Raw genomic sequence first — 14,428 nt, forward strand, 5'->3', positions numbered from 1 at the left:
ACAATGCATGAATGGGCTACCTTGGGAAACATGGAAAAACAGGGTGATTGGTTATATCCTTTACGTTCTAATTGGATTGGGAACGCTGTACCAGCAACTGATGCTTATGGAATTCTGAATGATTATACATTTGCTGTAACTCACAATGTGGCTTATGATGGTCCTGGTTATTCAGCTTACAGATTGGATGATGTCTCCTATTATTACTCCTCAAAACCTGAATTTTTAGATGGATATACGTGGCCTGCAATTGGTCCTAAAACACAAACCGGTGGTGAGTTATCTTACAGTATACCGGCAGAAGATCGCTTTAATAGCCCCCAAAAAACTTATGTAGAAAATCCTACACCGAAACCTTTTACAACAACAAGCGGCATACTTAGTTACGATGAAACATGGTCAGTTACGCACTCCCTCACAGGTAATGTTTTTGTTCCTTCAGGTATTACTCTAACAATTTCCAATAGTACGAATATTACTCTGAATGGGTATTCAATAATTTCTACCGACGGCACGATCACTATTGAACCCGGCGCAACCATCAATTCCTCCAATTCCCATACCCGGCTTATAACGGGAAGTGCCATTAAAGGGATATATTCCACAATCGCATCAGCCATGTCAGCCGCCACCAGCGGCCAGAGTATTGAAGTCTATGGGTCTCACACACTTGCCGCGAATCTCACCGTTCCCTCCGGAGTGACACTGACATTTAAAAACGGGTCGGATATTACGTTAGACAGCCATACCATTCAAAAAGGATCCGGGTCACTTGCCATTGAATCCGGCGTAACATTTACCCCTGACATCCGTCTTAAGTCCGGTTCAACGGTTCTGGGGCTGTATACGAGCCTGGATGCAGCCTATAATGACGGATCAGATGTGGAAATCCGGGGGACGCATACTTTTACGGATTATTATACGGTAAGCACCGGCCGGACACTGAGAGCGGAAAGCGGATCGGAACTGAAGTTCCCATCGTGGACCGGATAACTTTTACCAATCAACCCGCCGGCGAACACCATTTTGATTATACCGCTTCTCACCTCTCCACGGGTCTTTATATCGTCAGAGCCCGGTTTGACCGGCAGGTGCAGATCCGGAAGATTGTGTATATGAAATGATGGAGCCTCCCGCGGGGGGCGCGGAGACGCGGAGATTATTTTTTATATATCGCGGAGGATGCTGAGACGCAGAGGGTACGAGGGCATGATGGGGAGAGGGAGAGAGGATACAAATAGCCCCGGATTTCAGTCCGGGGGAAACGAGGATTTGAAACATTCATTGACCCATGCAACCCAATTTATCCCGTGAAATAGGCCTCCCAATCAAGATTGGGAATTTCAAGGGATCATCATTATTAAATTCAATTCATCATTCATCATTCTTTATTCATCATTCAATAAAGATCAGTTATGTCTTTATTCAGTCTCCGGCTAAATACCCTGAATTGATCAAATTCCAGGGAATCATCCCCTTTAAAATCGATCCAGAGCAGGTTTTTCAATTGCAGGTGACGGAATTGTTTTTTCGCGGAGCCGTGGGATAGCTGGGCCATGATGGTGGGATGAACGGTTATGCGGATAAATTTATCTTTTGAATGAATTCTGAAGCGCCGGATCCAGTTGTCGATTTTGGATATGACGCTGTCTTTGGAAGGAATCCGGCCGGTTCCGTGACACATGGGACACTCATCCGAGGTGCTGAAAAAGAGAGATGTGCGGATCCGCTGGCGGGTCATTTCCACCAAACCAAAATCGGAAACATCCGAGACGGAAACTTTCGCCCGGTCCTTTTGTAATTCCCTGCGGAAGGAATCCACCAGTTTTTTCCGGTTCCCCCGATCCTCCATATCAATAAAATCAATGACAATCAGTCCGCCGATGTCCCTCAGGCGTAACTGGCGGGCAATTTCAGTGGCCGCTTCCAGGTTAATGCGCAGATTATTGCTTTCCTGGTTCTTTTTTCCGATGAATTTTCCGCTGTTCACGTCTATGGATACCAGGGCTTCCGTGTGTTCAATGACAATGTGTCCGCCACCCCGGATCCAGATACGTCGACTTAAGGATCTTTCAAGTTGTTTGGAAATGTTGTGAATTTCAAAAATGGAGCCGCTTTTATGAAAAAATATCCGGTCTTCAAGATTGGGCGCCACCTGCCGGGCATAGGTCTGGATTTTCCGAAACATCTGCTTGTTGTCGACCAAAACCCGGCTGACTTCATTGGTAAAAAGATCCCGGATGACCGAAGAAGTTATCTCCATATCCCGGTAAATGAGAGCCGGCGGAGTGCTTCGTTTCAGATTCTTCTGTAATTCCTGCCAGTTATTTAACAGATAGTCCATATCCCGCTTTAACTCTTCGTCCGACTTATCCTCGGCAACTGTCCGGACAATCAGGCCGAATCCCTCCGGCTTAATGGAACGGGCTATTTTTTTCAGCTCCTTGCGGCGGTTGTAAGACTGGATTTTCTTGGATATGCCTATGTAATTGGCATAGGGAACCAGCACCAGGAACCTTCCCGGAAGGGAGATGTTGGTTGTTACCCGCGGACCTTTTTCTCCCCAGGAGTCTTTTGTGACCTGGACGAGAATAGGATCGCCGGTCTTCAATTCTTCCGGTGATTTCACAGGTGCGGGGATTTCACCTTCCTCCTTTTCGTCGGCATCCAGAATTGTGGAAAGTTGTCCCTCATGTCCTACCTCGGAAAAGGGGAGAAACGCATTGATTTTCTGACCGATATCCACAAAGGCCGCCCGCATCCCGGGTATCACGTTTTCCACCAGTCCGTTGTAAATGTTACCCACACAACTCTTTTCATCGGGTGTTTCAATGTACAGCTCTACCAGATTCCCGTCTTCCGTAATGGCAATCCGCGTTTCGGTGGCTGTGTCGTTAATATAAATCTCTTTGTTCATTCAAAATCTCCGTTTACACCTTTATGTCAGCCGTTTCGTCTGAACTCAGGCCGGCCTTCAACCGGCGCCCCTCATAAGGAGGGAAATCTTCTTTAAAGAGGATGTGTAAAAATTCGTCCAAACGTCCGGTCCGGGACTCCATTACCCTGAACCGTACAAAAATCGACCGACGTGTTTCGTTTATTGTAAAATTGTCTACCAGCGGTTTTAAATCAATGGTTTTATTCCCTTTTTTCGGATGATGCCGGGTGACCAGCCATTGATCCTTCCGCGCCAGCTCATCCAATGTTTTATTGATCTTTTGTATCGGAATTTTCTCCGAAAAAAGTGCTTCATAGTCAAGATAACAAGTTGCTTTCATGACGGAAGGGGTATCTTTGGAAACATCCTGTGTCTTTAATATACGCAATCCTGGCGGAAAAATGGAATTAAGCTTTTCCCTGAGTCCGTCTACCGGTGTGTTAAAGGTGATATCTGCATATTCGGAAAATGCCTCAAATCCCATGGGAATTGGATATCCCAGGGATATTCGGGGACGGGGATTGAATCCTTCGGAAAAGCGGACCGGGAGCCTGAGAAGATTGAGTGTTCTGTGAATCAGCCGGAACAGATCCTGATGACTCAAATAGCGCATCAGGCCGGTTTTGCTGAATTCCAGCCGGGTGATATACCGTTCGGACCCTTGCTCCGGGAGGGGTGGAACGGACAAGGGTTCCTCAGATACCGTGAATGCCCGGACAGTTCCGGACTCCACAGTCCGCATCCGGATTTCAGTAAAGTCACAGACATCACATCCGGTACATCCGTTCCGGCAGTCCCGTGTATACTCTTCACGGTAAGCCTTTTCCTTTTCCCTCAGCAGGTATGATCGGCTGACGCCGGGATTGATATGCTCCCAGGGCAGGGGGGCACTGGTATCGAAGGGCGTCAGATAAGTTTCCACAAAGATGTCGCTTTCATCAAAAGCCTCCATCCACCGGTTTATGTCAAAATATTCGTTCCAGGCATCGAAACGGGATCCTTTTTGCCAGGATCGGTAAATGGCTTCCCCCACATGCCTGTCTCCCCTGGCAAGAATGCCTTCAATCAATGTATAATCCGGATCCCGTGTCATCACTTTGATCCCCGGTATTCTCAATTTCTGCTTCACATGGTCAATCCGGGCCTGAAGGTTTGCCGGATCAATCTGGGCTTCCCACTGAAACGGTGTTGCCGGTTTTGGGATAAAACTGGACAGGGTAACGTTGATGTTTATGTGTCCGTAAGCGCGGCTCATGTCATGCAATTCCCGGATCAGACGAACAATTCCGTCCAGATCTTCCAGGGTTTCCGTGGGCAGACCGACCATAAAATAGAATTTGACGGTTTTCCACCCTTTTTCAAGCGCCAGCCTGAATGTATCAAAGAGTTGCTTATCCCGGATGTTTTTATTGATGACCTGTCGAAGCCGTTCTGTTCCCGCTTCCGGTGCAAAGGTCAGTCCGGATCGTTTACCGCTCAGGGCTGTGTCCAGGAGTTCGGGATTGACTGAGTCCAGCCGCAACGAAGGAAAACTGACGGAAACATGGCAGGACCGGATAACAGGCAACATTTTCCGGATGGCAGGCTCAAGACCCGTATAATCCGATGTGGAAAGGCTTAAGAGGGACATTTCCTCATAGCCGGTATTCCGGAGTGTGTTCACGGTTTGCCGGTACAAATCTTCCGGAGCCCTTTCTCTCACCGGCCGGTAGATCATTCCGGCCTGACAGAAACGGCATCCTTCGGTACAACCCCGTTGAATTTCCAGGGCAAACCGGTCGTGGGCGATCTCAATCAGGGGAATCAGTGGCTTTTCAGGATAATAATCCGGCCGCAGTTCTTTCACGATATGGGTCCGGACCGGATAGGGCTTTTGATCCCACACAGAGGGGACATAATAAGCCGGATTGGTTCCCGCAAGGGTTTCCAAAAGGATATCCCGACTCCAACCCTGCTTTTTTCCTTCCAGGATTAAATTCATCAAGGGGAGTATCAAATCTTCCGCATCCCCGATGACAAAGAGGTCGATAAACGATGTGAGCGGTTCCGGATTATAAGCACAGGATCCGCCGGCGATAATCAGGGGGGACTTTTCATTTCTGTCACGGGAAAAAAGTGGAATGCAGGCCAGATCCAGCATATTCAAAATATTGGTGTATGTCATTTCATATTGGAGGGTGAAACCCAGGACATCAAAATCTTTGAGAGGACGTTGATTCTCCAGTGAAAAGAGGGGGATCTCCTTTTCACGCATCACTTTTTCCATGTCCGTCCATGGCGCATACACCCGTTCCGCCGCATAATGCGGATTGGAATTCACGATGTGGTATAACTCCTGAAATCCCTGAAATGGCATTCCCACTTCATAGGTGTCGGGATAGGCCAGACACAGGCTCAGATTCGTTTCCAGGGGATTTTTTCGGATCATATTCAGCTCACCGCCGACGTATCGACCCGGTTTTTCCACCCGGGTTAAAATATCGTGGAGGATGTCTGTGTTGATGGTACCCATAGATTTTTAAAATAGCCAAACAGATGATCATTCACAATGAGTATTTGCTCAGATTATTTCCCTTTTTGATCACATTCTCCCTAAAAAAAATAGAAATGATTTGCAGTTGATCGTATGAATTGAGAATTTATTGCATGGAAAAACAACACAATGAAACGAGGAGGTTATAATGGCTGTTGTTGTTGATGTGAATGTATGTGAAGGGCACGGAGACTGTATTGAAGTCTGCCCCGTAGGCGCTCTGAGTCTGAATGATGATAATAAAGCCGTTTGTGACGAAGATACGTGTATTGATTGTCTGGCCTGTATTTCCGCATGTCCTGTGGAAGCCATCAGCGAAGGCGAATAACTCCCCCGGCACGTATTTTTTAAAAAGGATGCCCCGGCATCCTTTTTTATTTTCCATCAGTTTCGTTTTATTCCATCAGAGAATTGGGTATATTTCAAAGTAATTAAGAAAAGGAGTGATACGTGAATAAAGAACAGGTAATGGATATATTAAAGACCGTGAATTATCCCGGTTTTACCAGGAATCTGGTGGATTTTGGTATGGTCCGGGATATTGAAAAAAGCAGCGAGGGCTGGATTATCCGGCTGAATGTGGTGTCTAAAGATGAAAAAAAGCTGGACACACTGCGGAAACAAGTGATTGAATCCCTGGCAAAAAAGGGTGAAAAGACAGCACATGTATTAATTGATACAAAGCCGGCACAAATAAAGGGACAGAAACCGTCTGGTCAGGCTAAAGATAAAAATCCCTTTGATGATCAGAAACGTTTTGAATATGCAGATCATGTCATTGCAGTTGCCAGCGGCAAGGGAGGGGTTGGAAAATCCACGATTGCTGCAAATCTGGCCATGGCCATGGCAAAGCAGGGAAAATCGGTGGGACTCATGGATCTGGATGTATATGGTCCCAGCGTTCCGACCCTGTTTGGAGTGGTTCAACCTCCCCGGGTTGAAGATGAACATACCATTTATCCGGCTGAAAAATATGGAATACAGATCATGTCCTTCGGTTTTTTTATTGAACAGGATTCCCCCGTGATCTGGCGCGGACCGTTGGTGATGAAGCTGGTAACCCAGTTTCTGAATGATGTGGTTTGGAAGCCCATGGATTTTTTAATTCTGGATTTGCCGCCGGGAACAGGTGATGTGCAACTCTCCCTTGTGCAGCAATTGAAACTGGATGGTGCGGTGATTGTCACTACCCCTCAGGATCTGGCCCTGGCCGATGTAAAGCGGGGAGCCAATATGTTTGGAAAAGTTAATACACCTGTCCTGGGGATTGTGGAAAATATGAGCTATTTTGTCTGTCCCCATTGTGGTAAGGAAAGTTATATCTTCAGCAAAGGCGGGGGGGACCGGGAAAGCCGCCGGCTGAATGTTCCCTTATTGGGACGAATTCCCCTCACCGAAGATGTCATGAACGCCTCGGATACCGGATGTCCTATTGTGGAATCGGCACCGGATTCCGAACCGGCAAAAAACTTTTCCGGGATTGCAACGTCCCTGATAAAAATGTTACAAAAATAAAGAGAGGGGTGCCCGAATGAGTCAGCTTACACTTGAAAAAATCCATGACGTATTGAAGACGTGCTATGATCCTGAAATACCTGTGAGTATTCTGGATCTTGGATTGATTTACAATATTGAAATTGATGGGGATGTGGTGAATGTGGTAATGACGTTGACTGCCCGCGGATGCCCCATGAGCCGGAAAATATCAGCTGACGTAAAAAACAAACTGGAGGCTCTCCCGGAAGTCTCCCGGGCGAATGTTGACATTGTGTGGGATCCCCAGTGGACACCCGAGATGATTTCCCCGGAAGGCCGGCGGATCCTTGGAATGGATTGATATGACAGATCATCATATAAAGAAAAATCAAAAAAACCGGAAATCCCCCATTCAATGGGACCATAAGATCTTCAGGGTCTATTCGGACGGTCCCGATTTCGACACCCTGACCATTGACATGGATTCGGACCGGGTGGATCATGTATTTATCGACGATATGAAAGAAGAGGTCGAAGAACTCAATTTTGAAGGCTGGCGGTATATCACAGGATTTGCCCTGGATGACGATTCTTTCTATCTGATGTACAAAAGACCTTCCAGAAATAAAAAATAGTGGATAGGACCGGACATACCGGCACAGGTATTCCGGCTTGACTTTCGTCAGGCGGAGAGGTAATTTCCTCTGCTAAAAATATGAGGTCAGGCTCTTGAGTGATTTTAACATCACAACCATGAAAAAGCACCCCCGGCTTCCATGCCATGTGGCGGTGATTATGGATGGAAACGGTCGCTGGGCAAAAAAGAGAAACCTTCCCCGGATCTCCGGTCATATGGAAGGTATTCACTCTGTCCAAGATGTGGTAGAAGCCTCCGGAGAACTGGGGATTGCTTATCTTACCCTTTACACCTTTTCCAAAGAGAACTGGAACAGGCCGGAATCTGAAGTGTCTGCCCTTATGTCCCTCCTTGTGAAGACATTTCATGAAGAAATATCCGAATTAGACCGGAACAATGTTCGTTTTAATGTCATTGGATGTATCGATGACCTGCCTGAAGAAACACGGAACAAAATGCTTCAGGGAATCGAACAGACAAAAGAGAATACGGGATTAACATTGACACTTGCCCTGAGCTACGGAAGCCGGATTGAAATAACGGAAGCAGTAAAATCCATCTGCAGGGATGTGGCCAAAGGCAGCCTTTCACCGGATGACGTGAACGAAGCCCTGATTTCATCCCGGCTCTATACGGCTGATATACCCGACCCCGACTTACTGATCCGGACCAGCGGTGAATTGCGGATCAGCAACTTCCTTCTCTGGCAGATTGCGTATTCGGAATTCTATGTGACGCCAAAATTATGGCCCGATTTCCGGAAAAAGGATTATCTGGAAGCGATCAACAGCTACCTTAACCGGGAACGCCGCTTTGGCAAAGTCAGTGAACAATTGAACTCATAGGTGCATGTGAAACGAACAATCACCCTTCTTGCCCTCATTATCCTTGCCTTACCCTCATTAACACCTGCCCAGCAGGAATCCATTAAAATCCTGGATGTGACGGTTGTGGGAAATAAAACCGCCTCTGAATCGATTATTAAGGTCAATTCCGGTTTTGTTGAAGGTGCCGTTCTGACAGGTCCCCAGATTCAGGAGGGAATTAACAAACTCTGGCGGCTCAGGCTTTTTAGTGATATCAAAATCTATGTCGATAAAGAAACGCCCGATGGTGTATATCTTATCGTCAGTGTCCAGGAATATCCCCGCCTGAATGAGGTCATTTATCAGGGGAATGAAAAACTGAAGACAAAGAATATTGAAAAAGACATCATCTTTATCCGCGGTCAGGTGATTACACCCCATCTCATCAATAAAGCGGTACGGGATTTGAAAAAAATGTATGATGATGAGGGATATTTCAACGCAAAGATCGATGTATCTACCCGGCCTGCCGGTGATAATATCGATTTAATTATTCAGATTGATGAGGGGAAAAAGGTCCGGATAAGGGACATTGATTTCGTGGGGAATGACAAATTCAGCGACTGGACCCTGCAACGCCGGATGAAAGAGACGAAAGCCCGTACCTGGTACCGCTTTTATGTGTCGGGTAAGTTTGATGAAGAAAAATTTGAGGAAGATAAGCAAAAAGTCCTGGAATTCTACAGGAACCATGGTTACCGGGATGCCCGGATTCTGGGGACCGAATTAAAATTGAATGAAGACAGTACCCGTATTACCCTTGAGATCAAACTGGAAGAGGGCAATCCCTACTATTATGGTGAGATTACATTTGATGGGAATGAGCTCTATTCTACGGACTTTCTGAAAAAGAGTCTGGAAAGTGCCGGGATTTCAAGAGGGGAGCCCTTTCGGGAAAACGATTTTGAGATGGGTGTGGATCTGCGGATCCGGAGTCCCTATATGGACACCGGGTACCTCTATGCCCAGATTATCCCTGAACTGACTCCCCGGGATAAAGATACGCTGGATGTGCATATTATTATTCAGGAAAATGAAAAAGTGTATATTCGCCGGGTGAATATTGTCGGCAATGACAGGACTCGGGATTTTGTGATCCGTCGGGAAATACGGGCTTTCCCCGGGGACGTGTTCAATCGCGAGGCCCTGATTCGCTCCCAGAGTGATATCTTCAGACTGAATTATTTCAGCAATGTGGTGCCGGATATCGTTCCGGTGGATGATAAACATGTGGATCTTGAGATAACCGTCGAGGAAAAATCAAGCGATCGGGCCAACATGTCTATGGGGTACAGTGAACTGGACGGACTCATCGGAAGTGTGGGGATTGACATCATGAACCTGTTGGGCCGGGGGCAACAACTGACGACGGAATATCAGCGGGGACAGTCATACCAATATTTGAATTTGGGTTTTTCCGAGCCCTGGCTTATGGGACGGCCTAATTCCATCGGCGTCAATTTCTACTATTCGGAACGTGGTGCTTCCCGGTATTACACCTACCCTTATGATATAAACGTGGTTGGTGCGTCCTTGCGTTTCGGTCGCCGTTTCCGCTGGCCCGACAGCTACTTTTATGGTAGCTGGAGTCTGAATGTCACCCGGAAACAATATACCAACATTGATGATAAAGCTACATTTCTGGCTCACAATCCCACAGGCTTGATGAAAACAAGGGGAAACAGTTTCATTCAGACCATTTCCCGGGACAGTAAGAACAGGCCCGAGTTCCCGACAACCGGTTCCACCGTACGATTCAGCACCAAATTATCCGGTGGTTTGCTGAAAGGACATGAAGAGTTTGTGAAAAATGAACTGGAAATCAAATGGTGGACACCTGTTGTATGGAAACTGGTTCTTTATCAGAACCTCCATTTCGGAAATATCAATTCGTTTGGAGATTATGCCGTGATACCCTATGACGAACGGTTTTACATGGGCGGTGCCGGTATGGTCAGTTATACCACACCTCTGCGTGGCTATGAAGACCGCTCTGTAGGACCTATCCGGTCATCCAGTTACATGCTCGGAGGAAGAGCCCTGGCCAAATACTCCCTGGAATTGCGCGTCCCCGTTTCCGATAACCCGACCATGTATCTCTTCGGTTTTGGTGAAACCGGTCAGATCTGGAATGAATTCAATGAAGTGAAGATGGACCGTATGGTCCGCAGTCTGGGTGTGGGTGCCCGAATCTTTATGCCCATGATCGGGATGCTGGGATTTGATGTTGGATATGGTTTTGATAATCCTTATGATCCACAGGGCAAGCCCAATGGCTGGAAGTCCCATTTTGTCTTTGGTATGCCCTTTTAAAGTGAAATAGATTACATAAGAAAAAGAAAGGATTGATTACATGGTGAAACGTTCAACACTTTTGATGATCATTGCCCTTATCCTGGCTGGCGTAGCCGGTTTGCAGGCACAATCCAAAATCGGATATATTAATTCTGAAAAACTGCTTCGGGAATTTGATGAAGCCGTGGATGCCATGGCAAAACTGGAGGCGGAAAGCCAGCGTCTTGAAGAAGAGTATAATGCCATGCAGGTACGGGGACAGAAACTGCTGGATGAATATGAGAGCAAACGCTTTGTGGCCACAGAAGCCTGGAAGACCCAAAAACAGCAGGAAATTCAGAAACTACAGGAGGAACTCCAGAATTATCAGATGAAATATTTCGGTCCGGACGGCGAAATTTATGTCAAACAGGAAGAGTATCTGGGACCCGTTATGCAGAAGATTAACCAGGCAATTCAACGCGTGGGCATAGATGGCGGATATGATTATATCATCGATGCGTCCAAAGGGACACTGGTTTTTGCCGATGATAAACATGATCTGACAAACACGGTTTTATACGAGCTGCGTAAAGCACAAAAATAATTCAATGCAGTCTGAATGGACCCTTTCAGATATTGCTTCTTTCCTGAACGGCGAATGGCAGGGAGAGGACGACCTTAAAATCACCGGTATCCGGGAGATTCATCTTGCCGGTCCCGGTGATCTGACTTTTGTAGCCAATCCGGTTTATACAAAATATTTAAAAACTACCAGGGCTTCGGCTGTGATTGTCTCCAGAGATTTAGAGACGGATTTTCCGAATCTGATTCGTGTTGAAGATCCCCAGGAAGCCATGGGACGGTTGATCCCGGTTTTTTTAAGTGACCGGGGACTCCAGGATTCAGAACGGGGAATTCATGAAACCGCCGTAATCCATAATACGGCCGTTATTGGAAAAGATGTGCACATCGGTCCTTATTCAGTTATCGGCCCCCATTGTGAAATTGGAGATGGGACGACCATCATGGCCCATGTAACCCTCTATGATCATGTCATTATCGGTAAAAAATGTACCATTCATGCCGGAAGTGTTCTGGGTTCGGACGGCTTCGGATATACTCTGGACAAAGGGGTGTTCCGAAATATCCCCCAGCGTGGACGGGTGATCCTCCATGACGAAGTGGAAATCGGCGCCCATTGTACGATTGACCGGGGAAGTCTGGGAGATACGGTGATTGGTGAAGGATGTAAACTGGATAACCATGTTCACATAGCCCATAATGTTAAAATTGGAAAACACTGTGCCTTTGCCGGTATGTCCGGTGTGGCCGGAAGTGCCGTGATTGGAAATTACTGTGTATTCGGCGGCAGGGTTTCGGTAAACGGCCATATTCATGTCGCAGACGGAACTCAGGTTGCCGCCATGTCCGGTGTCAGTAAAAGTACCAAACCCGGCGAGATCATCGGCGGATATATTGCCCGGCCGATTCACGATTTCCGCCGGGAACAGGCCTGGATACGTCGGCTGCCTGAAATGGGTGAACTCCTGAACCGGATTAAAGCCGTGTTAAAGCTGGATAAAAATTCATGATTGTGTGTCAGCGAACACCGGTACGGAGCATAACTCTGGAGGGGAAAGGTCTGCATACCGGTGTACCCTGCCGGCTGACTGTGAATCCTGCTCCCGAGAATCACGGGATTTCTTTTAAACGGACCGATATTCCTGAATCTCCCGAAATTCCGGCAAACCCGGACTCGGTTGTGGATCTCTCCAGGGGAACTACCCTGGGATCCGGGGATGTCCGTGTTCACACCATCGAGCACGTGATGGCCGCTCTCCGGGCTTGTCACATCGACAATGCTATCATTGAAATGGACGGCCCCGAGCCTCCGGTTGGAGACGGAAGCGCAAAACCATATCTGGATCTTCTGAAAAGTATCCGGAGCAGGGAACAGGGTGTGCCCCGTCCCGAACTGATTATTACAACACCTGTGACCTACACGGATCCTGCCGATAATGTGATCATTAAAGTATTTCCCGCAGAAACCTTCCGGGTGACTTTTCTGGTGGATTATGCCGACCATCTGACCATGGGGACCCGTTTTTATTCCCTGGATTCCATGGAGGCTTTCGAAAAAGAAATTGCTCCGGCACGGACCTACAGTCTGCTGAGTGAAATGAAATCGGTGATGCAGCGCGGATTTGGAAAAGGGGGAACCCTCGATAATAATATTGTCTTTATTGACCGGGAAATTTCAGAGGATGAACTGAAAGAATTGAAAACGCTTTTCAAGGTGGATCATGATATTCGCCTGGGAAATACCGGTATTCTGGATGAGCGGCCGCTCCGTTTCCCCAATGAACCTGTCCGGCATAAAATTTTGGATCTTGTGGGGGATTTATATCTGCTGGGAATGCCCGTTCGTGGACATGTCATGGCCTTCCGGAGCGGACACAGAAACAATGTCGCCTTTGTAAAAAAATTGATTGAAGTCTATGGACCCTTGATTCATACACTGAGGACTCCCGAACCGGGGGCCGGATTCTTATCTGCCCTGATGCCCGATTTTGCTCCGGTTCCACAGGGATGGCGGATGATGAAAGAAGATACGCAGGTCCGATCGGTCTTCAAACCTGTTGAATATCAAGGCGATTATCTTGATAAGGGACTCATTTTCCGTTTGTTGGGACTATCTTCGGCATCACCCCTCCTCTATGAAAAAGTCCATACCATTCGGCGTATTATATTTTCCGGCGTCCGGGATTTGAAGTTTTTCAAGGATATTCCCCGGAGAGAGTATACATTTCTGAGTCGGATAATTCATGCGGAAAAACATGAATTAACAGTTTCCTCACGGATGATGTCCGGGGGAAAAGAGGTGATATGTGAAGGAATTTTTATGTTGAAAATTGAGAGAAATATATGAGTTTGATTCATCAAACAGCGATTGTCAGCCCCAAAGCGGAACTTGGTAATCATGTGCGCATTGGAGCTTACGCGATTATTGATGAGGATGTGATCATCGGGGATGAAACCCATATCGCCGAACATGCGATTATCCGTCCCGGTGCTCGTATCGGAAAACACTGCCAGATTTATCCAGGAGCCATCGTCAGTGAAATTTCACAGGATTTAAAGTACAAAGGCGAAAAGACCGAAACGATTATTGGGGACAGGACCATCATCCGTGAATACGCCACCATCCATAAGGGGACGGCGGACCGGATGAAAACCGTGGTGGGAGACGATTGCATGATTATGGCTTATGTTCATGTTGCCCATGACTGCAAAATCGGAAACAACTGTATTTTTTCAAATGCCACTCAATTGGCCGGACATGTAACCGTTGAGGATTTTGTGATCATCGGCGGGATGACGGGGATCCACCAGTTTGTACAAATCGGCGCCCATGCCTTTGTAGGCGGGTATATGCGGATCAGTAAGGATGTGCCTCCCTATATCCTGGCTGCCGGAATGCCTGCCCGCTATGCAGGGTTAAATCATGTGGGACTCACCCGCAGGGGGTTCTCACCGGATGTGCTGAAAAAATTGAAAGAATTTTACAAGATTTTATACCGTTCCGATTATAATATTTCCGATGCCCTGAAATATATCGAAACATCGGTTGAACTGATCCCCGAAACTCAACATGCCATTGATTTTATTAAAGTATCAAACCGGGGGCTCATCTGATACGG

The 14,428-nt window shown here is 47.1% G+C and carries 13 protein-coding genes; 11 read left to right on the forward strand and 2 right to left on the reverse strand.

The window, feature by feature from the left end; genetic code table 11:
* Positions 1-993, forward strand: a 993-nt coding sequence (locus J7K63_02860) for a hypothetical protein (GenBank protein ID MCD6233967.1), incomplete at its 5' end; no start/stop codon positions are given.
* A 406-nt stretch (positions 994-1,399) separates the two neighbouring features.
* On the opposite strand, the gene J7K63_02865 is transcribed toward J7K63_02860, so the two are convergent.
* Both J7K63_02865 and J7K63_02870 read right to left on the reverse strand, forming a co-directional pair.
* Positions 1,400-2,917, reverse strand: coding sequence for an Rne/Rng family ribonuclease (locus J7K63_02865; GenBank protein ID MCD6233968.1), 1,518 nt, complete (start codon positions 2,915-2,917; stop codon positions 1,400-1,402).
* A gap of 13 nt (positions 2,918-2,930) precedes the next feature.
* The gene (locus tag J7K63_02870; protein ID MCD6233969.1) at positions 2,931-5,450 is read right to left on the reverse strand and encodes a TIGR03960 family B12-binding radical SAM protein; all 2,520 of its coding nucleotides are present in this window, start codon (positions 5,448-5,450) and stop codon (positions 2,931-2,933) included.
* 169 nt (positions 5,451-5,619) lie between these two features.
* Between J7K63_02870 and J7K63_02875 the strand changes: the two genes are divergently transcribed.
* The 10 genes from J7K63_02875 to lpxA all read left to right on the forward strand — a co-directional run bounded on the left by J7K63_02875 (position 5,620) and on the right by lpxA (position 14,423).
* A complete protein-coding gene (locus J7K63_02875; protein ID MCD6233970.1) occupies positions 5,620-5,799 on the forward strand; it encodes a 4Fe-4S binding protein in 180 nt (59 codons plus the stop codon).
* A 122-nt stretch (positions 5,800-5,921) separates the two neighbouring features.
* Complete coding sequence (locus J7K63_02880) at positions 5,922-6,986, forward strand: Mrp/NBP35 family ATP-binding protein (protein ID MCD6233971.1); 1,065 nt, start codon at positions 5,922-5,924, stop codon at positions 6,984-6,986.
* Positions 6,987-7,002: 16 nt separating this feature from the next.
* The gene (locus J7K63_02885; protein MCD6233972.1) at positions 7,003-7,308 is read left to right on the forward strand and encodes a metal-sulfur cluster assembly factor; all 306 of its coding nucleotides are present in this window, start codon (positions 7,003-7,005) and stop codon (positions 7,306-7,308) included.
* A 1-nt stretch (position 7,309) separates the two neighbouring features.
* Positions 7,310-7,582 carry a hypothetical protein gene (locus tag J7K63_02890; protein MCD6233973.1) on the forward strand — a complete coding sequence of 91 codons (273 nt, stop codon included), beginning with the start codon at positions 7,310-7,312 and terminating at the stop codon, positions 7,580-7,582.
* 118 nt (positions 7,583-7,700) lie between these two features.
* Complete coding sequence (locus tag J7K63_02895) at positions 7,701-8,429, forward strand: isoprenyl transferase (GenBank protein ID MCD6233974.1); 729 nt, start codon at positions 7,701-7,703, stop codon at positions 8,427-8,429.
* Positions 8,430-8,435: 6 nt separating this feature from the next.
* Positions 8,436-10,763: an outer membrane protein assembly factor BamA gene (bamA, locus tag J7K63_02900; GenBank protein MCD6233975.1), complete on the forward strand. Its 2,328-nt coding sequence runs from the start codon at positions 8,436-8,438 to the stop codon at positions 10,761-10,763.
* A 40-nt stretch (positions 10,764-10,803) separates the two neighbouring features.
* Positions 10,804-11,331, forward strand: coding sequence for an OmpH family outer membrane protein (locus J7K63_02905; protein MCD6233976.1), 528 nt, complete (start codon positions 10,804-10,806; stop codon positions 11,329-11,331).
* Between the two features lie 4 nt (positions 11,332-11,335).
* On the forward strand, positions 11,336-12,319 hold the full coding sequence (gene lpxD / locus J7K63_02910) for a UDP-3-O-(3-hydroxymyristoyl)glucosamine N-acyltransferase (GenBank protein MCD6233977.1): 984 nt from the start codon (positions 11,336-11,338) through the stop codon (positions 12,317-12,319).
* Positions 12,316-13,656, forward strand: coding sequence for a UDP-3-O-acyl-N-acetylglucosamine deacetylase (locus tag J7K63_02915; protein ID MCD6233978.1), 1,341 nt, complete (start codon positions 12,316-12,318; stop codon positions 13,654-13,656). Before lpxD ends, J7K63_02915 begins: the two co-directional genes overlap by 4 nt.
* Entirely contained in the window at positions 13,653-14,423 is a 771-nt protein-coding gene (lpxA, locus tag J7K63_02920; protein ID MCD6233979.1) for an acyl-ACP--UDP-N-acetylglucosamine O-acyltransferase, read from the forward strand. The genes J7K63_02915 and lpxA overlap by 4 nt, the downstream gene beginning before the upstream one ends.
* Positions 14,424-14,428 lie beyond the last annotated feature (5 nt).

Source organism: Candidatus Neomarinimicrobiota bacterium, from assembly GCA_021157965.1.
GTDB lineage: Bacteria > Fidelibacterota > Fidelibacteria > Fidelibacterales > Fidelibacteraceae > Fidelibacter.